We start from the raw sequence: 21,864 nt of genomic DNA, 5'->3' as shown, positions 1-21,864 counted from the left end.
ATAGCTATTTATAAATTAGACGTTTGACTACTCAAAAAAGTTTCACCTTTTTGGAGGAAAATATGAAAATCAAAGAAATTATTGTAGTGGAAGGCAGAGACGATACGACGGCCATCAAACGGTCTGTTGACGCCGACACAATCGAGACGAACGGCTCTGCGGTTGGAGATGCGGTCATTGAACAGATCCGACTTGCACAGAAGACACGGGGAGTTATTATTTTCACAGACCCTGATTTTCCGGGTGAAAAAATCCGCAAGATGGTTGCCGAACAGGTTCCCGGCTGCAAGCATGCCTTTTTGGCAAAGCCTGATGCACGTCCGAAAAACGGCAGGGGCATAGGCGTAGAGCATGCTTCAAAAGAGGCCATAAGGAACGCTCTGAAGGATGTTAAAGAAGAAATGGCGGATACCGATCCTGTCATTCATAAAAGCGATTTGCTGGCAGCGGGTCTGATCGGAGGTCCAAAAGCAAAGGACCGGAGAGAAAGACTTGGCGTGCTTTTAAAAATAGGATACACAAACGGCAAGCAGCTTGAAAAAAGACTTCATATGTTCAAGATAACAAGAGAAGCTTTTGCACAAGCTATTGAGGAGATTGTTCGGGAGGAGCAGCAGAATGATTAAAGATATTGCAACACCGGTCCGCACGAAGGCCATTTTGGAAAAGTACGGCTTTTCATTTAAAAAGAGTCTTGGACAGAACTTTCTGATCGATCCGAATGTCCTGACAAGAATTGTTGACCATGCAGGGGTAACAGAAGAAACGGGTGTTATTGAAATTGGTCCCGGAATAGGGGCGCTGACTGAACAGCTGGCAAAGCGGGCTAAAAAAGTCGTTGCCTTTGAGATTGACCAGAGGCTGATCCCAATCTTAAAGGATACTCTGTCCCCGTATGATAACGTTTCAGTCATTCACCAGGATGTTCTGGAGGCAGATGTCAAAACGGTAATGGACGAGCAGTTTAAAGACTGCAGGGAAGTCATGGTCGTTGCCAATCTGCCTTACTACGTGACGACTCCGATTATTATGAAGCTCCTTGAAGATCAGCTTCCTTTAAAAGGCATCGTTGTTATGCTCCAAAAAGAGGTCGCAGACAGAATTGAGGCGTCTCCGTCCTCTAAAGACTACGGATCGCTTTCTATAGCAGTACAGTACTATACAGAGGCTAAAACCGTTATGACAGTGCCGAGAACAGTCTTTATGCCGCAGCCGAACGTCGACTCGGCCATCATCAGGCTGCTGCTCCGAAATGAAGCGAAAGTAACGGTAAAAGATGAGGCGTTTTTCTTTAAAGTGGTCAGAGGAAGCTTTGCTCAAAGAAGAAAAACCCTGCTTAACAATTTGCAGCACTCCCTCCAAAACGGCAAAGAAAAGAAAGCCGCTATTGAAGAGGCCCTTGAGAAGGCCGGCATCGACGGCAGAAGACGGGGAGAAACGCTTTCCATCGAAGAATTTGCTTTGCTCAGTGATCAGCTCATTGGGGAATTTAAGGAATAACGGCACGGTTGAACCCTGCAGTCTATGAGGCTGCGGGGTTTTTCTATGTGTATGCAGCGGACTGAAGGAAGGAAGCTTCCAAATTATCACACTTTTGCTGAAATGTCATAGGCTAGAAAAGGAGTTCTAAGCACACTGATGTTTACGGACCCTGCACAGCAAGTCCTCTCTTGGTCTGTGCGGTGTCCTGTATGGGAATGTTTCAGCGAATCGGTCATTTGGAGTGAAGAACATGCAAGTTAAAATAGGTGATATTGTAGCCCGCAAATCTTATCAGTGCGATGTCCTGTTCAGAGTCATAGATCTGAAGCAGACAGAAGACGGCAATTGGGCTGCTATTTTATACGGAGAAGAAGTACGTCTGATCGCTGATGCTCTCTGCGATGATTTAGCAGTGATCGATGACCGTGAGCGCATGGAGAGGAAAGTGCACGAAAAAGAAAAGCTTGAGCAGTCTCTCTATCTGCTGAAACAGGATTACCGGCTGCTGCAGGAAAAGAGGGAGTACCAGGCAACAGCAAACTACAGCCACAATGAGGAGTTTTTTCATCTTCCGGGAAAGGTTCTTCACCTGGACGGAGATCCGACATACTTGCAAAAGTGCCTGTCGCTTTACGAACGGGTGGGCGTACCTGTTTTTGGCGTTCATGTAAAAGAAACAGAAATGGAAAATGTTGTGGCAGAACTGATTGAAGAATACCGGCCGAATATTCTCGTTGTGACGGGCCATGATGCTTATTCAAAGCATAAAGGGCCGATCAATGACCTGAATGCGTACCGCCATTCCAAGCATTTTGTTCAAACTGTCCGCAATGCGCGGAAAGCGGTGCCCCATCTTGATCAGCTGGTCATTTTTGCCGGTGCGTGCCAGTCTCATTTTGAATCGATTATAAGAGCGGGAGCCAATTTTGCCAGTTCCCCGTCAAGAGTGAATATTCATGCACTTGACCCTGTTTATATTGTAGCGAAAATAAGTTTTACGCCATTTTCAGAGCGAATCAACGTCTGGGATGTGCTGCGCAATACCCTGACAAGAGAAAAAGGGCTTGGCGGCATCGAAACAAAGGGAGTACTCAGAACAGGAATGCCTTATCGCAGGCACGATGACACCAGTTCTTCGTGAGACCGCTTTTCGTGAGACAGCGGTCTTTTTCCCCTTAAATCTCTTTAAGGGTACAATTTTTCCTTTCTTTACATAAAACAAGAGAATTAGGTAAATCCTACATTGTAGAGATAGAGGGAATTTTGTTGAAAACATTTTGTTGACAGTGATCTTTCATCACTGATATAATTTAAATTTTATTTGACTTAAATTGGGCGGTAGTGTATACTGAATGTAGTGAGGTGGTTGCAATGGCAAAAACGTTAGGCGATATCAAAAACTCCCTGGAGTCCAATCTTGGCAAGCGGCTTACGCTGAAAGCAAATGGCGGCCGAAGAAAAACGATTGAACGTTCAGGTGTTCTTACAGAGACGTACCCAGCTGTTTTCGTTGTACAACTAGATCAGGATGAAAATGCATTTGAACGCGTATCATACAGTTATGCAGATGTCTTAACTGAAACCGTGCAATTAACTTTTTTTGAAGATACATCAGGTTCAGTAGCAGTTGCTGGGCAGTAGACACTCGTTTGCTGCTTTTTTTGTTGCCTTAAAAAGCGCTGTCCCGTCAATTGAAGGATATACCTGCTTGAAGCGGCACATACTAATGGTGCTGCTTTTTTATTTGTATAAAGGAAGCAGACTGCCGTCCATTTCCGGGCGGCAGCAAAAGCCAGAGGATAGGAGTGTTCTGTGATGGGAAGACGTCGTCAAGGAATTATGTCCGAAGAGTTTAAATACGAGCTGGCAAAGGATTTAGGGTTTTACGACACGGTCAAACAGGATGGCTGGGGGGCAATCAGATCCCGTGATGCAGGAAATATGGTAAAACGGGCAATTGAATTTGCTGAACAGCATATGGCCGGTCAGGTGAAAAAGTAACGAACTTATAAAGCCGGGGCGCATTCCGCTCCGGCTTTTTCTGCAAGAAAATCTTTTGAAATACTGAAATATCGCGCCTTATAGCGGTTTTGCCGGAAAAACCCGTTATATTCGCCTTTTTTGTGGTACAATGTGGATAATTTCAGTTCGTTAAAAGTAGGTGAAAATGTTGCGTATTTTGGAAAAAGCGCCGGCTAAAATCAACCTTTCGCTTGATGTGCTCCATAAAAGACAAGATGGATTTCATGAAGTGAAGATGATTATGACAACAATTGATTTAGCCGACCGCGTTGAACTTGTGGAACTGCCTGAAGATACGATTCAAATTATCTCCCACAACCGCTTTGTTCCGGATGATCAGCGGAACCTCGCGTATCAGGCCGCCCTGCTTCTGAAAACGAGGTACGGGGTGAAAAAGGGCGTTTCCATTTCCATCACGAAAGTCATTCCGGTCGCTGCGGGCCTTGCAGGCGGAAGCAGCGATGCAGCTGCCGCTCTCAGAGGGCTGAACCGGCTGTGGAAGCTGGGTTTAAGCCTGGACGAGCTTGCAGAGCTTGGAGCGGAAATTGGTTCTGATGTATCGTTCTGTGTATATGGCGGAACGGCCCTTGCTACAGGCCGCGGGGAAAAGATTCAGCATATTGATACCCCTCCGCACTGCTGGGTGGTGCTTGCCAAGCCGACAATCGGCGTATCAACGGCAGATGTATACCGGAACTTGAAGCTTGACTCTGTTAAACATCCTGATGTTGACGGAATGATAGAGGGAATTAAGGAGCAGGATTTTGACAAAATCTGCAGCCTTCTCGGCAATGTGCTGGAAGATGTCACGCTGAATATGTACCCTGAGGTTGCAAATATTAAAGATCAGATGAAACGCTTTGGTGCCGATGCCGTTCTGATGAGCGGAAGCGGACCCACTGTTTTCGGGCTGGTCCGCTATGAGTCAAGGCTGCACCGGGTGTATAACGGATTAAGAGGTTTCTGTGATCAGGTTTTTGCTGTGAGGTTGATTGGAGAACGGAATAGCCTTGATTAAATCCGTATATTAAGTTATATTTACTTTAAAATATTCGGATTTTGGAGGTTATTCCATGAAATTTCGTCGCAGTGGACGGCTTGTTGATATGACTTATTACTTGCTACAACATCCACATGCACTTGTTCCTTTAACTTTTTTCTCTGATCAGTACCAATCTGCCAAATCGTCCATCAGTGAGGATTTGACTATTATAAAGCAAACATTTGAACAAAGAGGCATTGGCTCTCTTTTAACGGTGCCGGGAGCAGCTGGCGGGGTAAAGTTTATCCCGAGAATCGGAGCTTCAGAAGCAAGAGAGATCATTGATGAGCTGTGCAGTCTTATGGCTAAACCCGAAAGACTGCTGCCTGGAGGGTATTTATACTTAACAGATATTCTTGGCAACCCTTCCATTGTGAACCAGATCGGAAGACTTTTCGCGTCTGTTTTCGCGGACCGGAAAATCGACCTGGTCATGACGGTCGCTACGAAGGGGATTCCTGTTGCCTATGCTGTGGCTAATCAGCTTGATGTGCCCGTTGTCATTGTCAGGCGCGACAGCAAGGTAACAGAAGGTCCTACAGTCAGCATTAATTATGTCTCAGGCTCTTCAAAACGGATTCAAACGATGGTTCTCTCTAAGAGAAGCCTCAAGACAGGGTCAAATGTCCTGATCATTGATGACTTTATGAAAGCCGGCGGGACCATTAACGGAATGGTCAGCATGCTCGAGGAATTCAATGCAAATCTTGCAGGCATCGGTGTACTGGTAGAATCAGAAGGCGTTGAAGAGCGTCTTGTTGACGAGTACATATCTGTGGTCAAACTGACAGACGTTGATGTAAAGGAAAAACAGATAGAAGTTTCGGACGGGAATTATTTCCGGTTTTTAAAATAGGATTTTTGTAAGTTTTGCTGCTTTAGCATGGAACCGATTACTCCAGTGGATTGAAGCGGAAGGCACTTGACTCCTGCGGGATATAGAGCGAACGGGAGATCCCGCAAGCTCAGCGAGGAAGCTCCCGGCGCTCCCCGCGGAAAGCAAGTGACTGGAGCGGAAAGCAACGGGTCCGACTTCATAAACATCATTTTATGAAAAGACAGCATTCTAATATACGAACTGACAGGGGAGAGGGTAAGATGAGAACAATTGATACGAAAAAGGCGCCGGCTGCCATAGGTCCATATTGCCAGGGGATCGTCCTAAACGGATTATTCTACAGCTCCGGTCAGATTCCGCTTACTCCAGAAGGGGAAATGGTTACAGGCACTGTTGAAGAGCAGACCCACCAGGTTTTCTCAAACCTGAAGGCTGTCCTTGAAGAAGCGGGCGGTTCACTTGAAAGTGTCATTAAAGCCACTGTTTTCTTAAAAGATATGAATTCATTCGCTGCTTTCAATGACGTCTATGGCCAGTACTTCAGCGGTCACAAGCCTGCACGTTCATGTGTGGAGGTTGCCAGACTTCCGAAAGATGCGCTTGTGGAAATAGAAGTTATTGCTGCTGTAAGCTGATTTTCGCGCTGCTGATCGGTCTGTAAACCTTTTGTACCATGCAAACCTCCTGAAGAAATTTGCAAGGGTCTACAAGACTCCATAAAATCACCTGATTTTTCAAAATATTTTTCTGTTCTTGCAGGAAATAGAAAAATTCCGTTGAATAACTTAACTAAAGTTTTTCATACAGGGAAAAGGTGGTGAACAGAATGGAAGTTACTGACGTAAGATTACGCCGCGTAAACACCGAAGGCCGCATGAGAGCGATTGCATCCATCACACTTGATCATGAATTTGTTGTTCATGACATCCGCGTTATTGATGGCAACAACGGGCTGTTTGTTGCAATGCCCAGCAAAAGAACTCCTGATGGTGAGTTCCGTGATATCGCGCATCCGATCAATTCTGGAACTCGAGGGAAAATTCAGGAAGCTGTATTAACCGAGTATCATCGTTTAGGTGAACTTGAAGTTGAATTTGAAGAAGCAGGTGCTTCTTGATTATATGAAGCTTAAAAAAGCCGGTCAGGACAAGATCCTGACCGGCTTTTTCCGTAGTACAAAAAGATTTTTCAAAATAGGGAATGCTAAAAATAACGCTTGACAGATCATGACAATTTTATGAAATATTATGTACTTTCTCATGTTTTCTTGAAATAAAGGGTTATTTGAGATATATTTTTCTATGGATAAAAAGGGATACTGGAGGCCTCGATAATGGATAACCGATACGCAGTTATTTTAGCTGCAGGACAAGGCACAAGGATGAAATCAAAGCTTTATAAAGTGCTTCATCCAGTTGGCGGCAAGCCAATGGTTCAGCACGTAGCAGATGAAGTTTCAAAACTTGATTTAAGCAAAATCGTTGCTGTAGTTGGTCACGGAGCGGAGAAAGTAAAAGATCAGCTTGGCGATACAGCAGAATATGCCCTTCAAAGTGAACAGCTTGGAACGGCTCATGCTGTTATGCAGGCTGCATCCCATCTGGAAGGCAAAGAAGGGACAACCATTGTTATTTGCGGCGATACACCGTTAATTACGGCAGATACAATGGCATCACTGCTTGCTCATCACGCAGAAACACATGCAAAAGCAACGATTCTTACAGCTAAAGCAGATGATCCTGCAGGTTATGGACGTGTTGTGCGAAACGCTGAAGGACATGTTGAGAAGATTGTTGAACACAAAGATTCAAACGAAGAAGAACTTCTTATTACGGAAATCAACACTGGAACATACTGCTTCGACAATAAGGCTCTTTTTGACTCACTGAAAAAAGTGTCCAATGAAAATTCCCAAGGTGAATACTACCTTCCGGATGTTATTGAAATTTTAAAATCGGAAAATGAAATCATCTCGGCTTTTCAGACGGCATCTTTTGAAGAGACTCTCGGTGTTAATGACAGAGTGGCTCTTGCACAGGCAGAACAGTTCATGAAAAAGCGCGTTAATGCGTTTCACATGAAGAATGGTGTTTCCATCATTGATCCTGACAATACGTATATCTCAAGCGATGCAGTAATCGGAAGAGATACGGTTATCTATCCAGGTTCCGTCATTTCGGGGAAAACCGAAATCGGTGAAGATTCGGTTATCGGACCTAACACGGAAATCAACAACTGCAAAATCGGAGACCGGACAACGATCCGCCAGTCCGCTGCACACGACAGCGAAATAGGCCATGATGTAAACATCGGACCGTTTGCACATATCAGACCGGATTCTTCAATTGGTGACGAAGTTAAGATCGGAAACTTTGTTGAAATCAAGAAATCATCCATGGGCAAAGCGAGCAAAGCTTCACATCTGAGCTACATAGGAGATGCTGAAGTGGGTGCAGACGTAAACCTTGGATGCGGCTCGATTACAGTCAATTATGACGGCAAAAATAAATTCCTCACTAAGATTGAAGACGGAGCTTTCATCGGCTGCAATTCGAACTTAATCGCACCTGTAACAGTGGGCCAGGGAGCTTATGTTGCTGCAGGTTCTACGATTACAGATGATGTGCCGGGCAAAGCCCTTTCCATCGCACGTGCAAGACAAGTCAATAAAGATGATTATTTAAAATAAGAAGGTCAAAGAGCAGCCGCAGTCATTCTGCTGCTGTTCACCCGGCTTATACAGATTAACCAATAAAACCCAGTGGAGGTCTCCTTTAAAAATGTCAAATCGTTATGCAGATTCAAATTTAAAGATTTTTACATTAAACTCAAACACTGCCTTGGCTCAGGAAATTGCAGATGAAGTCGGTGTTGATTTAGGTAAATGTTCGGTAACACGCTTCAGTGACGGCGAAGTTCAGATCAACATTGAAGAAAGTATCCGCGGCTGTGATGTTTTTGTCATTCAGTCAACGAGTGCTCCGGTAAATGAGCATCTGATGGAAGTTCTGATCATGATTGATGCGTTAAAGCGTGCTTCTGCAAAAACAATCAACATTGTTATGCCTTACTACGGATATGCACGCCAGGACCGCAAAGCCCGTGCACGTGAACCGATTACAGCTAAGCTTGTTGCAAACCTCCTTGAGACAGCAGGAGCCGACCGCGTGATCACTCTTGACCTGCACGCTCCTCAAATCCAAGGTTTCTTTGACATTTTAATTGACCATTTAATGGGTGTTCCAATTCTTGCTGAGTACTTCCAGGAGAAAGATCTGAAGGATATCGTCATTGTCTCTCCTGACCACGGCGGAGTAACCCGCGCCCGCAAACTTGCTGACCGTCTGAAAGCGCCGATCGCCATTATCGATAAGCGCCGCCCTAGACCGAATGTTGCGGAAGTCATGAACATTGTCGGTAACATCGAAGGCAAAACAGCCATCTTAATCGACGACATCATCGACACAGCCGGAACAATCACACTTGCTGCAAATGCACTAGTAGAAAACGGTGCGACAGATGTGTACGCCTGCTGTACGCACCCTGTACTTTCAGGACCGGCCATCGAACGCATTCAAAACTCAAATATTAAAGAACTTGTAGTAACAAACTCTATTGCTCTCGGCGAAGAGAAAAAAATCGACAAGCTTAAGCAGCTGTCTGTTGCCCCGCTGATCGGCGAAGCCATCATTCGTGTTCACGAAGAGCAATCTGTTTCTACTTTGTTTGATTGATCATTGCAGCCCCTTCTGTTTAGAGCAGGAGGGGTTTTTATTTGTTTTTTGCCGTTTTTAGCTGGGTAAATGCTTATTGCTCCTGCGGATTGGAGCGGAAGGGAACGGGTACGATTACAATAAAGGAGTATTTGAGCTTGGGGAAGAATAGAACCCTTAAGAAAAGGAATCTGAGAGTTGATGGCACTTATCGGTGAGAATAGAACCCCCAAGCAGAGGAATCAGAGAGTTGATGGCACTTATCGGTGAGAATAGAACCCTTAAGAAAAGGAATCAGAGAGTTGATGGCACTTTTCAGGGAGAACAGAACCCTCAAGCCGATGAATCAGAGAGTTGATGGCACTTATCGGAGAAAATAGAGCCCTCAAGCAGAGGAATCAGAGAGTTGATGGCACTGATCGGTGAGAATAGCACCCTCAAGCAGAGGAATCAGAGAGTTGATGGCACTGATCGGAGAGAATAGAGCCCTCAAGCCGATGAATCAGCGAGTTGATGGCACTTATCGGAGAAAATAGCACCCCCAAGCTGAGGAATCAGAGAGTTGATGGCACTGATCGGTGAGAATAGAACCCTCAAGCCGATGAATCAGAGAGTTGATGGCACTTATCGGAGAGAATAGCACCCTCAAGCAGAGGAATTAGAGAGTTGATGGCACTTATCAGGGAGAACAGAACCCTCAAGCCGATGAATCAGCGAGTTGATGGCACTTATCAGGGAGAACAGAACCCTCAAGCCGATGAACCAACAAGCTGATGGCACTTATCGGAGAGAATAGCACCCTCAAGCCAAGGAACCAGAGAATTGATGGCACTATTCCAAGAGAACAGCCCCCTCAAAAAGAGAGAGCCAGATGTTGAAAGCACTGATCCGGAAGTGATACAATTTTTGGTGATCGGCGAAGATTTTCTTATCAGGCACCGCTGAATACATGCTGTTTTAAATGAAAAAAGCACGGTCCCGACCCAAACAAATCCCCCCTTTAAATAAGAAAAATGTTTAGACCCATTCAATAATGGGAATTAAATAAGACATAACTTATCGTTAGGAAGGTGTTTTGGACTATGACAACTCTAAAAGTAAAAGAACGTACAGTATTTACGAGCTCGGCGAGAAGAAAGGTCCGCGAAGAAGGACAGGTTCCCGCTGTTATTTACGGTAAAACAACAGAACCCAAATCAATCTCTATAGATAGCATAGAATTAATTAAGACGCTGCGCGACGAAGGCCGCAACGCAATTATAAAACTGGATCTTGACGGAAAGTCCCATTCTGTCATGCTGTATGAAATGCAGACAGATCCTCTTAAAAACGAAATCACTCATGCCGATTTCTACGTTGTTAACATGAAAGAGGATGTAGAAGTCGATGTTCCGATTACTCTTACTGGAGATGCACAGGGAGTTAAGGACGGCGGCGTTCTGCAGCAGCCTCTGTACCAGGCTTCCATTACAGCTAAGCCGAATGAAATCCCTCAGACAATTGAGGTTGATATTTCAGAGCTTGGCGTAAATGACACGCTGACAATCGGCGATGTGAAGATTTCAGGCAACTATTCATTCAACCATGAAAAGGATGAGGTCGTTGCTTCTATTCTTCCTCCACAGCAGGAAGAGGAAATCGACAGCGGTGAAGAGCAGGAGCCTGGAGAGCCTGAGAATGCTGAAGGCAGAGAAAACGAAGAGGATGCTGCTGAAGGCGAAAAACAAGAGTAAATTACAAACGCAGCCGTTTAATGGCTGCGTTTTTTATGGTATTGTTGAACTAAAGAAACATTGAAAATGATGGCAGCCTGATCTTAGAGCTTGAGCTTCATTGGCGCCTGATTTTAAACCCTTCCGGATGGATGGGCATACTGACAAAGAGCCGATTGGCTTAAAGAATGGGCAGGTACAATCATGAAACTTTTCATTGGACTCGGAAATCCGGGAAAACAATATGAAAACACACGTCATAACGTAGGATTTATCGCGATTGACGAGCTTTCCAGACGGTTCGGCATTCCTCTGGACCGCACGAAATTTAACGGGATTTATGGAATGGGGCATGTTTCGGGAGAGAAAGTCATATTATTAAAACCACTTACCTACATGAATCTTTCTGGTGAATGCATCAGGCCATTAATGGATTATTATGAGATAGATGACCAGGATCTCGCCGTCATCTATGATGACCTTGATCTGCCGGCAGGGAAGGTCAGACTGAGAACAAAAGGAAGCGCCGGGGGACATAACGGAATCAAGTCAATGATCCAGCATTTAAATACACAGGAATTCAACCGCGTGAGAATCGGGATCGACCGTCCCTCAGGAGGGATGAGTGTATCCAATTACGTGCTTGGCTCTTTTGGGAAAGAAGAATGGCCGAGCATTCAGGATGCAATCGCTCTTTCTGCAGATGCATGCGAGAGTTTTATTAAAGAGCCTTTCCTTCAAGTGATGAACAAATACAATTGATTTAGTATAAGCGCCCCCCTGAAGGTTCATACTGTTACTAAAACCTTTCAGGAGGGGCTAAAATGGCGCTACACTATACATGCCGCCATTGCGGCGTTAAGGTCGGAACAATTGACAGCGTTTCAGTATACAGCGAGCAATTGGGTTTTCAGCACCTGTCGCAGGAAGAGAGACGAGAGATGATCTCATATGAACAAAATGGCGATATTCAAGTAAAAACCATCTGCGAGGATTGTCAGGAAGCGCTGGAACGCAATCCGGACTATCACCAGCTGCAGCGGTTTATTCAATAAGCGACGCTTTGGCTTTGTTATAAAGTCAAGGCATTTTTCTGTTAGTTGGCAGGCAGGGAGAAAGACGGCAGAATTCCTGTCCTGCTTCATTCGGATAGATAAACGGCTGAAACACTGCCGAACGGGGAGGTTCCACCTTTGCAAAGTTTGCAGCATTACTTTTATGAAAACGATGATTTTCAAACCATCTTACAGGGGATACAGGGAGGGTTAAAAGAGCAGCTTGTTGCAGGACTGTCGGGTTCTGCACGCTCTTTGTTCACTTCTTCGCTCTTTAAGCATGCAGACAAACCGCTCCTTGTGATTACCCATAACCTTTTTCAGGCTCAGAAAATTTATGAGGACCTGACGAACCTGGCCGGAGATCAGGTGCTTCTCTACCCGGTCAATGAACTCATTGCATCTGAGCTTGCGATAGCAAGCCCTGAGCTTAAAGCACAGCGGATGGATGTTTTAAACCAGCTTTCTCAGGACAAAAAGAGAGTGGTTGTTGCGCCGATTGCGGCGCTGAGACGATTTTTGCCGCCAAAAGAAGAATGGACAAGGAATCAGTTTCATCTAAAGCTCGGTCAGGATCTTGACCTGGATGAAATTCTCGCCTCATTGGTGACAATGGGCTACGCAAGGGCCGGCATGGTTTCTGCACCGGGCGAGTTCAGTCTGCGCGGAGGGATTATCGACATTTATCCGCTGACAGAAGAATATCCTGTCCGCATCGAGCTGTTTGATACAGAAATTGATTCAATCCGCACCTTTAACAGTGAAGATCAGCGTTCGATTGAAAAATTGAAAGAGATCCACATAGGACCTGCAGAAGAGCTCGTTGTTGACGGGGAGCGAATCAAGATATGCATTGAAAAACTGGAACAGGCGCTTGCATACAGCCTGAAGCGACTTAAAGACGATAAGCAAAAAGAAATCCTTGCAGAAAATATCGGGTATGAGCTTGAACAGCTCAGAAACGGCCAGTTTAATCAGGAAATGGTGAAATATCTCACCTTCTTCTATGAGCAGCCTGCTAGTTTACTAGATTATTTTCCGGAACAGACCATTGTTGTAATGGATGAGATCAGCCGGATACAGGAAATGTATGAGAGTCTTGAAAAAGAAGAGGCAGACTGGTATACAAGCCTGCTTGAGCACGGGAAGATCGTGAACAATATAAAGCTGTCGCACGATTATTCAGATGTGCTGACAAAAACGAAGCATCCGCTGGTCTATCTCTCGCTGTTTGTGCGCCACGTCCCGCATACTAGCCCGCAGAACATACTGAATGTCTCGTGCAAGCAGATGCAGAATTTTCACGGGCAGATGAATGTGCTGAAAAGTGAAATTGAACGCTGGAAGAGAAGCGAATTTTTCCGTCGTTTTCCTTGGCGCCACAGAAGAGCGGGTCAAAAAGCTTGAAGCTGTTTTAAGTGACTACGAAATCAATGCTGCCTTTTTAAAGAAAAATGAGACACCAAAGCTTGGGAATCTGTACATGATGGAGGGCGACCTTCAGACGGGTTTTGAGCTTCCGATGCAGAAACTTGCAGTCGTAACGGAGGAGGAGCTCTTTAAGAAGAGGGTTAAAAAGCAGCCGAGAAGCCAGAAAATCTCAAATGCTGAACGAATTAAAAGCTACTCTGAACTTCAGGTCGGCGACCACGTTGTGCATGTTAATCACGGGATCGGGAAGTACCTCGGAATTGAAACGCTTGTCATTAACGGTGTTCACAAGGATTATCTTCACATCCGCTATCAGGGAAGCGACAAGCTTTATGTTCCTGTTGAGCAAATTGACCTTATCCAGAAATATGTTGGATCTGAAGGCAAAGAGCCTAAGATTTATAAGCTTGGCGGAAGTGACTGGAAGCGTGTAAAACGGAAGGTTGAATCGTCTGTACAGGATATAGCAGATGATCTGATTAAGCTCTATGCTGAGCGCGAGGCAAGCGTCGGGTATGGATTTTCGCCTGACAGCGAAATGCAGCGCGAGTTTGAAGCCGCTTTCCCTTATCAGGAAACAGAAGATCAGCTTCGCTCGATTCATGAAATTAAACATGATATGGAACGGGAACGGCCGATGGACCGGCTGTTGTGCGGAGACGTGGGCTACGGAAAGACAGAGGTTGCCATCAGGGCTGCCTTTAAAGCGGTTGCTGACGGCAAACAGGTCGCCCTGCTTGTACCTACGACCATTCTTGCCCAGCAGCACTATGAAACCGTCCGTGAGCGTTTTCAGGACTATCCGATTAATATCGGTCTGTTAAGCAGATTCAAAACGAGAAAAGAGATGAATGAGACTGTAAAAGGTCTTAAAAATGGAACAGTTGATATGGTGATCGGGACCCACCGCCTTCTCTCAAAAGACGTTCAGTATAAAGAGCTCGGACTTCTCATCATTGACGAGGAACAGCGTTTTGGCGTTACGCATAAAGAAAAAATCAAGCAGATGAAAGCAAACATTGACGTGCTCACGCTTACGGCTACACCGATTCCGCGAACGCTTCACATGTCCATGCTCGGAGTGCGCGATTTGTCTGTAATTGAAACGCCGCCTGAAAACAGGTTTCCGGTTCAGACTTATGTCGTTGAATACAACGGCGGTTTTGTCCGCGAAGCCATCGAGCGGGAACTTGCACGCGGAGGACAGGTCTATTTCCTCTATAACAGAGTGGATGATATTGACCGTAAAGCAGATGAGATTTCCATGCTTGTCCCTGACGCAAGGGTGACCTATGCACACGGAAAAATGACAGAAAATGAACTTGAGTCAACCATGCTTAATTTCCTTGACGGACAATTTGATGTGCTTGTCAGCACGACGATTATTGAAACCGGCGTTGATATTCCAAATGTAAATACGCTGATTGTGCATGATGCAGACAAGATGGGCCTCTCTCAGCTCTATCAGCTTAGAGGCCGGGTCGGACGTTCAAGCAGAATTGCCTATGCATATTTCACTTACCGGAAAGATAAAGTTCTGACTGAGGTGGCAGAGAAACGTCTGCAGGCGATCAAAGAATTTACGGAGCTTGGTTCAGGCTTTAAAATTGCTATGCGGGACCTCTCCATCCGCGGAGCGGGAAATCTGCTTGGTGCCCAGCAGCATGGATTTATTGATTCCGTCGGATTTGACCTGTACTCTCAAATGCTGAAAGAAGCAATTGAAGAGCGGCGCGTGGAAGGGCCGAAAGAAAAACCGTTCCAGGTTGAAATTGATCTTGAAGTCGATGCGTACCTTCCTGAGACATACATTTCAGACGGCAGACAGAAAATCGACATCTACAAGCGCTTTAGAGCAATCTCTTCTCTCGCCGACCTAGAAGAGCTGCAGGAGGAAATCATTGACCGCTTCGGAGATTATCCTCAGGAAGTAAACGACCTTATGCAGATTGCCAAGCTTAAAGTGTTTGCCGTTCAGGAAAAAGTGGAGATGATCAAGCAGGAGAAGGACACGGTGTCCATCTATGTCAGCGAAGAGACAAGCGCGCAAGTAGACGGCCAGAAGCTGTTTGATCTGAGCAATCAATATGGACGCGCGGTCGGCCTTGGCATGGACGGGAAACGCCTGAAGATGACGATTCAAATCAAGGGAGTTAAACCGGATAAATGGCTCAAAATCGCTGAAGGACTGCTGAACGGTCTTGGATCGGCAAAAAAAGAAGAGATTTCTGCAAAAGGGGTTTAGATCTGCCCCGGACTGTCTAAGCTGTTGAAGAAAATACTGCCTAATCAAGAAAATTTCACTGATGTTGTGTATATTGCGTGTATGGCTGAAGGATACTATCCGTAAGAAATGGTGGTTGTTGCAAAGAGTTCCTGCGAGCAAGCAATCATCAACTACTCAATCATCAAGTGAAAGTGAGGCAGCATTAGATGAAAGCAACTGGTATAGTACGACGTATTGATGATTTAGGCCGCGTGGTGATTCCAAAGGAAATCCGCAGAACTCTGCGCATCCGTGAGGGAGATCCGCTTGAAATCTTTGTCGACCGCGACGGTGAAGTTATCTTAAAGAAATACTCCCCGATCAGTGAACTGAGTGATTTTGCAAAGGAATATGCCGACGCTCTGTATGACAGCCTTGGACATCCAGTCCTGATTTGTGACCGTGATACCTACATAGCAGTATCAGGCGGTTCAAAAAAGGAATACATGAACAAAAACATCAGCGAGCAGGTTGAAAAAGCAATGGAAGACCGCAGCTCTTTGCTGAATACTGAGGGCGGCAGCGTCGAGCTGATTGACGGCAATGCAGAAGAACTTAAATCGTTCACAGTCGGACCGATCGTTGCAAATGGAGATCCAATCGGAGCAGTAGTCATTTTTTCGAAGGATCAGTCTGTTGGGGAAGTTGAACATAAAGCAGTAGAAACAGCTGCAGGCTTTTTAGCCCGTCAGATGGAACAATAGTCTTTATTTATACCGTTTTAATCAGGCAGCAGCTTTTGCTGCCTTTTCTTATGCCTAAAAGAGGGAAAAATAGACAAAAAGGGCCGCTGAGTAAGATTTGAAGGAAGTTTCTTGTGATATAATAGGCTCGGTTAGCTTACTATGGAAGGAGAATTGGACGATGGACGTCCGTTCCGGGCCATCAAAACATCTTTTTTTGCAGGGGACAGCGGTTTTAACCATTGCCGCTCTGCTCATTAAAGTCATGAGTGCGGCATACCGTGTGCCTTATCAAAATATAGTCGGTGACATCGGCTTTTATATTTACCAGCAGGTCTATCCGTTTTACGGAATAGCCATCATGCTCGCTACTACGGGATTCCCGGTCATCATTTCGAAGATGATGATTGAGTTCGGAGAAAAAGGAAATGCGTCGTCAAACTCGAAAATTTTAAGAGTGTCTTTTCTGTTTTTATTTGCAGCGGGACTTATCTTTTATCTGACCTTATACATAGGCTCCGATCAGCTCGCTTCGTTCATGGGGGACCTTGAGCTTGCGCCGTTAATCAGAGTAATCTCTTTTTCTTTTTTGCTTGTTCCGTTTGTATCTATTTTAAGGGGCTATTTTCAGGGAGAGGAAAACATGCTGCCGACTGCCGTATCCCAGGTGGCGGAGCAGGGAATCAGAGTTTTGACGATTCTCATCTTTTCCTATTTGCTCATTAATAACGGGTACTCATTGTACGAAGCAGGACAAGGAGCCCTTTTCGGTTCCCTTACAGGAGGGTTTGCTGCTTTCATTCTGCTGGCCTTTTTTTTGTCAAAAGACAAAAGGGGAGTATCCTTTTTTGGGAAAAATGACTCTTCAATAAGGACTGCAAGCATTCTCTCTTATTTGGTTAAGCACTCCCTTACCATTTCGATTACAAGCCTGATGATTATTTTTATTCAGCTGATTGATGCTATGCAGCTGTATTCGGAGCTATTAAAAAACGGCTTTGAGATGTCTGATGCCAAGAGGATGAAAGGGATCTACGATCGGGGCCAGCCTTTGATTCAGCTGGGAACCGTGGTTGCTACTTCCTTTTCGCTGTCGCTCGTCCCTTTGATTGCTTTTGCTAAGCGGAACGGAAATCAGGCAGTTATCTTTGAGAGGATCACAGCTTCATTAAAAATTTGTACCGTAGTCGGAGCAGGAGCATCAGCCGGTCTGATCATGATAATGGAACCGCTGAATATTATGCTTTTCAAAAATGATTCGGGGACAGAGGTTCTTGCTGTTTTGAGCCTGTCTGTCATCTTTACTTCCTACTCTCTGACGCTCACCGCTATACTACAGGGTTTGAATTATACTGTTTTTCCTGCATTTGCTGTCCTAATTGGAACCGCAGCGAAACTCGCTTTGAATGAGCTGCTCGTTCCGGAATTTGGTACGGCAGGTGCAGCGGCTGCCACTGTTATAGCTTATGGTGTGATCGCGGGACTGAATGCCGGCTATCTGAAGTCAAAAGGGTACAGGCTTGCCGGAAGGGTGAATACAGGTAAGATTGCGGCTGCAGCGCTTATTATGATGGGAGCTCTCTTTGCCTATTCGGCTCTTTTTTCAGAAAGCTGGATGTCGGGAAACCGTTTGGCCGCATCAGCAGGGGCTCTTTGCGGAGCACTCTTCGGGGGAATGATCTACTTGATTGCCATCCTGAAATTATCTATATTTACACAAAAAGAACTTGAAGCTTTTCCGGGCGGAAAGAAGCTCGGAACGTTTTTAAAATAAAGGAAAAGGGGTATGAATATATGGCCAGGAAGATTACGGTTGTTGGACTTGGCGGCTCTGACGCAAGCCATATGCCGCTTGGGGTATACCGCAGACTCACTTCAGCATCTGCGCTGTACTTAAGAACAAAGGAGCATCCTGTTGTTGCGGAGCTTGGGGCAGAGCTTCCGGGCTATGTGTCCTTCGATTCTGTCTATGAAGAAAACAGCCAGTTCGGTGATGTATATAAAAAAATTGAAGAAGAGCTTTATAAAGAAGCGAATGACAGGGACATTGTTTATGCTGTTCCCGGACATCCCCTTGTTGCAGAGCAAACCGTTCAGTATCTTCTGCAAAACGGAAGAAAAAGAGGCTATGAGGTTGAGATTGCAGGAGGACAAAGTTTCCTGGATCCGACATTTACAGCACTCGGAATCGATCCGATTGACGGCTTTCAGATGGTGGACGGCCTGACGATGAAAAGAGAGCAGCTGAACTACAGGCAGCACCTGATTATCTGCCAGGTCTATGATCAAATGGTTGCTTCTGAAGTAAAGCTGACGCTGATGGAAGATCTGCCTGATGAGTATGAAGTGATGATCGTCACAGCGGCCGGAGGACGGAACGAAAAGATTGTTAAAGTCCCATTGTATGAACTGGACAGAGCCGCGGCGGTGGATAATTTAACAAGTGTCTATGTTCCTCCGATAAAAGAAGAAGAGCAACTGAATCATCAATTCCAGACTTTGCGTTCAGTCATTGCCGAGCTTCGTGGGCCAAACGGCTGTCCATGGGACAAAAAGCAGACACACAGCTCTCTTAAGAGGTACTTAATTGAAGAATGCTATGAGCTGATCGAAGCGATCGACGAAGAGGACGACGACCACTTGGTTGAAGAGCTCGGGGATGTACTGCTTCAGGTCATGCTGCATGCCCAAATCGGATCTGATGAAGGCATGTTTTCCATAGATGATGTGATTCGGACGCTGACGGATAAAATGATCCGGAGACACCCTCACGTCTTTGGGACGGCAGAGGCTCGTGATGAGGGAGAAGTCCTTGCCAACTGGCAGGAGATTAAGCGCGCGGAAAAAGGCTCACAGCAGAAGGAGCCGTTCCTAAAATCTGTAGCAGCTTCACTGCCTGCCCTGTCAAAGGCTTTTCATCTTCAGAAAAAAGCGGCTAAGGCAGGCTTTGACTGGGATGATGTGAACCCTGCATGGGACAAGGTGCAGGAGGAAATACAGGAATTCAAACACGAGGCAAAGGGATCAGATTCCAAAAAAGTGCTTGAAGAATTCGGGGACATCCTGTTTGCGCTCGTGAATATCGGAAGATTTTATGACGTAGAGCCAGAAACAGCGCTGACGTCTACTAACCATAAATTCACAAGACGATTCGAATATATTGAAAAGCGGGCTGAAGAGCTGAACAAACCGCTTGAGGACATGTCTTTAGAAGAAATGGACTCTTACTGGAATGAAGCGAAACAAAAGGGCCTGTAAAAAGGGAGTGCTTAAATCATGAGACTGGACAAATTTTTAAAAGTATCAAGATTGATTAAACGCCGGACGCTTGCAAAGGAAGTATCCGACCAGGGCAGGATTACTGTGAACGGAACGGTTGCAAAAGCCAGTTCAACTGTGAAAGAAGGGGACGAGCTCGCAATCCGCTTCGGACAAAAACGCATTACGGCCAAGGTCGAAAAACTGCAGGATTCTTCTAAGAAAGAAGATGCAGCCGGCATGTTCACAATCATAAAAGAAGAAAAGCTAAGCGAAGAATAGTCAGTAAGGGCTTGTTCTATTTTGCCCCCCTTTCTCATAGAAATAGATAAGAATATTTCTAAGAAGAATGCGGGGGCTGGCTATGAATCAATATTATGATAATGGATCACAGTCTAAAGGAACCATCCAGGAGCATGACGTGATTATGAGGGGCCGCAAGCTGCTGGACATCACAGGCGTAACCCATGTAGAAAGTTTTGACAATGAAGAGTTTCTTCTTGAGACGGTCATGGGCGCACTTGCCATTCGCGGGGAAAATCTGCAAATGAAAAACCTGGATGTCGACAAAGGCATTGTCTCCATCAAAGGGAGAGTTTTTGACCTTGTCTACCTGGATGACCAACAGACGGAGAAAGCTAAAGGACTCTTTAGCAAGTTGTTTAAATGACGCTGTCCGTTCAATTCCTGACCATGCTCAGCATGGTCGGATCCGGCTGTTTTATCGGAGTTTCCCTTGATACATACAGCCGTTTCCTCATGCGGTCAAAAAGAGCAAAATGGATTGTGTTTATAAATGACGTCTTTTTCTGGCTGTTTCAGGGACTTCTTTTATTTTACGTTCTTCTCCAGGTTAATGAAGGCGAGTTCAGGGTATACATTCTCCTTGCCCTGCTGTGCGGATATGCTGCCTATCAGAGTCTTTTGAAAAAAATGTATCTGGCGGTTTTGGAATGGATGATAAGGTTTGCTGTCGGACTGTACAGGACAGCTTTAAGTATCGGAGATTTCATGTTGGTCAAGCCTGTCACAGGGCTGACAAAATTGCTCATTGCCATTGTCACCGGACTTGTCATCTTTTTATGGAAGTTGGTAAAATGGCTTTGCAGGCTGATATTCGGAACGCTTAAAGTGCTGATGGCTCCTGTCATCTGGATACTGAAAGGAATGCTTAAACTTGTTCCGGCACGCATACGGAAATTCTTTCACAATTATTTCAAAAAAGCGGCAGGATTTCGTTTGAAAATCTTGAATATGTGTGGTAACTTATGGATTTTATGGAAAAAGAAGAAGTAAGGAGGCTAATGAATGAGTCTCGCTAAAGAACGGAAAATTACCCAGCTTCAGTCACAGTACGTGCAGCAGCAGGAGCGAAAAGACCAGATCATGAAACGGCGGAAACGCGGCCTTATCAGACGGCTGACGTTATTTGGATTAATTGCAGCGGTGACTTCAGTTATTGTCCTTTCGACCCTGATTTCCCAATCAAGCGCCATTGAAGAAAAGGCAGAAGAAAAGAAGAAGCTTGAGAGTAAGCTTGCTGAGCTTGAGAAAGAAGAAAAGGTGCTCGAAGAGGAAATTGTGAAGCTGAACGACGATGATTATATTGCAAAAATCGCACGCCGCGACTATTTTTTATCGGATGAGAACGAAATCATCTTCTCTTTGCCAAAAAAAGGTAAAGAGTAGTGTTGTTGACACTTGATTTTTACATTATGTATAATTAACTATAATGAGTTTTTATGTTTATTAAGGAGGAGCATTTTTTTTATGTCGATAGAAGTTGGCAGCAAGCTGCAAGGTAAGGTAACGGGCATTACAAATTTCGGAGCGTTCGTAGAGCTTTCTGGCGGCACTACAGGACTAGTCCATATCAGTGAAGTCGCTGATAATTACGTGAAGGATATTAACGATCACTTAAAAGTAGGTGACGAAGTTACTGTAAAAGTCATCAACGTAGAGAAAGACGGAAAAATCGGTTTATCCATCAAGAAAGCTATTGATCGTCCTGAGCGCCCAGAACGTCCAGACCGCCCGAACCGCTCAGACCGTCCAAACCGCCCAGATCGTCCAAGAGGAAGATCAAACACAAATGAGTTCCGTCCTAAAGAGAATTTCGAGCAAAAAATGAGCAGATTCCTTAAAGACAGCGAGGATCGCTTATCATCTCTAAAACGCAACACGGAATCAAAACGCGGCGGTCGCGGAGCAAGAAGAGGTTAACTTGCTGCTATCTGATATAAATGCTTAATCGTCAGGAGAGCACATGCGCGTGTGCTTTCTTTTTTTATGGGAAAAATGGCTCCTGAAAACTTTTTTAAACTTTTTGTTGACGAAAGAGACAATCCTTTGTATTATATAT

22 protein-coding genes and 1 pseudogene are annotated in these 21,864 nt (G+C 45.1%); all 23 read left to right on the top strand.

Features of this window, described 5'->3' with window-relative positions:
- Positions 1-62 precede the first annotated feature (62 nt).
- Positions 63-626, top strand: coding sequence for a ribonuclease M5 (gene rnmV, locus RKD52_RS00225; RefSeq protein WP_369736020.1), 564 nt, complete (start codon positions 63-65; stop codon positions 624-626).
- Complete coding sequence (rsmA, locus tag RKD52_RS00220) at positions 619-1,500, top strand: 16S rRNA (adenine(1518)-N(6)/adenine(1519)-N(6))-dimethyltransferase RsmA (RefSeq protein WP_454098212.1); 882 nt, start codon at positions 619-621, stop codon at positions 1,498-1,500. The genes rnmV and rsmA overlap by 8 nt, the downstream gene beginning before the upstream one ends.
- Before the next feature lie 232 nt (positions 1,501-1,732).
- Positions 1,733-2,623 carry a sporulation peptidase YabG gene (yabG, locus tag RKD52_RS00215; RefSeq protein ID WP_454098211.1) on the top strand — a complete coding sequence of 297 codons (891 nt, stop codon included), beginning with the start codon at positions 1,733-1,735 and terminating at the stop codon, positions 2,621-2,623.
- Positions 2,624-2,853: 230 nt separating this feature from the next.
- The gene (gene veg / locus RKD52_RS00210; protein WP_029286047.1) at positions 2,854-3,123 is read left to right on the top strand and encodes a biofilm formation stimulator Veg; all 270 of its coding nucleotides are present in this window, start codon (positions 2,854-2,856) and stop codon (positions 3,121-3,123) included.
- Between the two features lie 174 nt (positions 3,124-3,297).
- Positions 3,298-3,483, top strand: coding sequence for a small, acid-soluble spore protein, alpha/beta type (locus RKD52_RS00205; RefSeq protein WP_029286049.1), 186 nt, complete (start codon positions 3,298-3,300; stop codon positions 3,481-3,483).
- A 169-nt stretch (positions 3,484-3,652) separates the two neighbouring features.
- Positions 3,653-4,522 carry a 4-(cytidine 5'-diphospho)-2-C-methyl-D-erythritol kinase gene (gene ispE / locus RKD52_RS00200; RefSeq protein WP_369736023.1) on the top strand — a complete coding sequence of 290 codons (870 nt, stop codon included), beginning with the start codon at positions 3,653-3,655 and terminating at the stop codon, positions 4,520-4,522.
- A gap of 55 nt (positions 4,523-4,577) precedes the next feature.
- Positions 4,578-5,402 (top strand): pur operon repressor, encoded by an 825-nt coding sequence (purR, locus tag RKD52_RS00195; RefSeq protein ID WP_203289318.1) that lies wholly within the window; start codon positions 4,578-4,580, stop codon positions 5,400-5,402.
- A gap of 242 nt (positions 5,403-5,644) precedes the next feature.
- A complete protein-coding gene (locus tag RKD52_RS00190; RefSeq protein WP_454098210.1) occupies positions 5,645-6,019 on the top strand; it encodes a RidA family protein in 375 nt (124 codons plus the stop codon).
- A gap of 191 nt (positions 6,020-6,210) precedes the next feature.
- Positions 6,211-6,501 (top strand): septation regulator SpoVG, encoded by a 291-nt coding sequence (spoVG, locus tag RKD52_RS00185; RefSeq protein WP_029286057.1) that lies wholly within the window; start codon positions 6,211-6,213, stop codon positions 6,499-6,501.
- A 216-nt stretch (positions 6,502-6,717) separates the two neighbouring features.
- Entirely contained in the window at positions 6,718-8,073 is a 1,356-nt protein-coding gene (glmU, locus tag RKD52_RS00180) for a bifunctional UDP-N-acetylglucosamine diphosphorylase/glucosamine-1-phosphate N-acetyltransferase GlmU (RefSeq protein WP_454098209.1), read from the top strand.
- A 91-nt stretch (positions 8,074-8,164) separates the two neighbouring features.
- Complete coding sequence (locus RKD52_RS00175) at positions 8,165-9,118, top strand: ribose-phosphate diphosphokinase (RefSeq protein ID WP_029286061.1); 954 nt, start codon at positions 8,165-8,167, stop codon at positions 9,116-9,118.
- Positions 9,119-10,179: 1,061 nt separating this feature from the next.
- Positions 10,180-10,830, top strand: a complete 651-nt coding sequence (locus RKD52_RS00170) for a 50S ribosomal protein L25/general stress protein Ctc (RefSeq protein ID WP_454098208.1) — start codon at positions 10,180-10,182, stop codon at positions 10,828-10,830.
- A gap of 183 nt (positions 10,831-11,013) precedes the next feature.
- Positions 11,014-11,571, top strand: a complete 558-nt coding sequence (gene pth, locus RKD52_RS00165) for an aminoacyl-tRNA hydrolase (protein WP_454098207.1) — start codon at positions 11,014-11,016, stop codon at positions 11,569-11,571.
- 62 nt (positions 11,572-11,633) lie between these two features.
- Positions 11,634-11,864 (top strand): anti-sigma-F factor Fin family protein, encoded by a 231-nt coding sequence (locus tag RKD52_RS00160; RefSeq protein WP_029566237.1) that lies wholly within the window; start codon positions 11,634-11,636, stop codon positions 11,862-11,864.
- 138 nt (positions 11,865-12,002) lie between these two features.
- Positions 12,003-15,540 (top strand): annotated as a pseudogene (gene mfd / locus RKD52_RS00155) (transcription-repair coupling factor).
- 188 nt (positions 15,541-15,728) lie between these two features.
- Positions 15,729-16,265, top strand: a complete 537-nt coding sequence (spoVT, locus tag RKD52_RS00150; RefSeq protein ID WP_369736028.1) for a stage V sporulation protein T — start codon at positions 15,729-15,731, stop codon at positions 16,263-16,265.
- A 160-nt stretch (positions 16,266-16,425) separates the two neighbouring features.
- The gene (locus RKD52_RS00145; RefSeq protein ID WP_454098206.1) at positions 16,426-18,018 is read left to right on the top strand and encodes a putative polysaccharide biosynthesis protein; all 1,593 of its coding nucleotides are present in this window, start codon (positions 16,426-16,428) and stop codon (positions 18,016-18,018) included.
- 20 nt (positions 18,019-18,038) lie between these two features.
- The gene (gene yabN, locus RKD52_RS00140) at positions 18,039-19,502 is read left to right on the top strand and encodes a bifunctional methyltransferase/pyrophosphohydrolase YabN (protein ID WP_454098205.1); all 1,464 of its coding nucleotides are present in this window, start codon (positions 18,039-18,041) and stop codon (positions 19,500-19,502) included.
- Positions 19,503-19,520: 18 nt separating this feature from the next.
- Complete coding sequence (locus RKD52_RS00135) at positions 19,521-19,784, top strand: RNA-binding S4 domain-containing protein (protein ID WP_029286077.1); 264 nt, start codon at positions 19,521-19,523, stop codon at positions 19,782-19,784.
- A gap of 82 nt (positions 19,785-19,866) precedes the next feature.
- Complete coding sequence (yabP, locus tag RKD52_RS00130) at positions 19,867-20,172, top strand: sporulation protein YabP (RefSeq protein WP_029286079.1); 306 nt, start codon at positions 19,867-19,869, stop codon at positions 20,170-20,172.
- Complete coding sequence (gene yabQ, locus RKD52_RS00125; RefSeq protein ID WP_454098204.1) at positions 20,169-20,798, top strand: spore cortex biosynthesis protein YabQ; 630 nt, start codon at positions 20,169-20,171, stop codon at positions 20,796-20,798. The genes yabP and yabQ overlap by 4 nt, the downstream gene beginning before the upstream one ends.
- A gap of 12 nt (positions 20,799-20,810) precedes the next feature.
- Complete coding sequence (locus tag RKD52_RS00120) at positions 20,811-21,191, top strand: septum formation initiator family protein (RefSeq protein ID WP_454098203.1); 381 nt, start codon at positions 20,811-20,813, stop codon at positions 21,189-21,191.
- An 81-nt stretch (positions 21,192-21,272) separates the two neighbouring features.
- Positions 21,273-21,725 carry a S1 domain-containing RNA-binding protein gene (locus RKD52_RS00115; RefSeq protein ID WP_029286085.1) on the top strand — a complete coding sequence of 151 codons (453 nt, stop codon included), beginning with the start codon at positions 21,273-21,275 and terminating at the stop codon, positions 21,723-21,725.
- Positions 21,726-21,864: the final 139 nt, after the last annotated feature.

The sequence above is a fragment of the Metabacillus sp. SLBN-84 genome, from assembly GCF_053629595.1.
This window is presented reverse-complemented; position numbering and strand designations above follow the sequence as displayed.

Coding starts and splice junctions, on each gene's coding strand:
- rnmV (WP_369736020.1), top strand. CDS start 63: ATGAAAATCAAAGAAATTATTGTAGTGGAAGGCAGAGACGATACGACG.
- rsmA (WP_454098212.1), top strand. CDS start 619: ATGATTAAAGATATTGCAACACCGGTCCGCACGAAGGCCATTTTGGAA.
- yabG (WP_454098211.1), top strand. CDS start 1,733: ATGCAAGTTAAAATAGGTGATATTGTAGCCCGCAAATCTTATCAGTGC.
- veg (WP_029286047.1), top strand. CDS start 2,854: ATGGCAAAAACGTTAGGCGATATCAAAAACTCCCTGGAGTCCAATCTT.
- RKD52_RS00205 (WP_029286049.1), top strand. CDS start 3,298: ATGGGAAGACGTCGTCAAGGAATTATGTCCGAAGAGTTTAAATACGAG.
- purR (WP_203289318.1), top strand. CDS start 4,578: ATGAAATTTCGTCGCAGTGGACGGCTTGTTGATATGACTTATTACTTG.
- RKD52_RS00190 (WP_454098210.1), top strand. CDS start 5,645: ATGAGAACAATTGATACGAAAAAGGCGCCGGCTGCCATAGGTCCATAT.
- spoVG (WP_029286057.1), top strand. CDS start 6,211: ATGGAAGTTACTGACGTAAGATTACGCCGCGTAAACACCGAAGGCCGC.
- glmU (WP_454098209.1), top strand. CDS start 6,718: ATGGATAACCGATACGCAGTTATTTTAGCTGCAGGACAAGGCACAAGG.
- RKD52_RS00175 (WP_029286061.1), top strand. CDS start 8,165: ATGTCAAATCGTTATGCAGATTCAAATTTAAAGATTTTTACATTAAAC.
- RKD52_RS00170 (WP_454098208.1), top strand. CDS start 10,180: ATGACAACTCTAAAAGTAAAAGAACGTACAGTATTTACGAGCTCGGCG.
- pth (WP_454098207.1), top strand. CDS start 11,014: ATGAAACTTTTCATTGGACTCGGAAATCCGGGAAAACAATATGAAAAC.
- RKD52_RS00160 (WP_029566237.1), top strand. CDS start 11,634: ATGGCGCTACACTATACATGCCGCCATTGCGGCGTTAAGGTCGGAACA.
- spoVT (WP_369736028.1), top strand. CDS start 15,729: ATGAAAGCAACTGGTATAGTACGACGTATTGATGATTTAGGCCGCGTG.
- RKD52_RS00145 (WP_454098206.1), top strand. CDS start 16,426: ATGGACGTCCGTTCCGGGCCATCAAAACATCTTTTTTTGCAGGGGACA.
- yabN (WP_454098205.1), top strand. CDS start 18,039: ATGGCCAGGAAGATTACGGTTGTTGGACTTGGCGGCTCTGACGCAAGC.
- RKD52_RS00135 (WP_029286077.1), top strand. CDS start 19,521: ATGAGACTGGACAAATTTTTAAAAGTATCAAGATTGATTAAACGCCGG.
- yabP (WP_029286079.1), top strand. CDS start 19,867: ATGAATCAATATTATGATAATGGATCACAGTCTAAAGGAACCATCCAG.
- yabQ (WP_454098204.1), top strand. CDS start 20,169: ATGACGCTGTCCGTTCAATTCCTGACCATGCTCAGCATGGTCGGATCC.
- RKD52_RS00120 (WP_454098203.1), top strand. CDS start 20,811: ATGAGTCTCGCTAAAGAACGGAAAATTACCCAGCTTCAGTCACAGTAC.
- RKD52_RS00115 (WP_029286085.1), top strand. CDS start 21,273: ATGTCGATAGAAGTTGGCAGCAAGCTGCAAGGTAAGGTAACGGGCATT.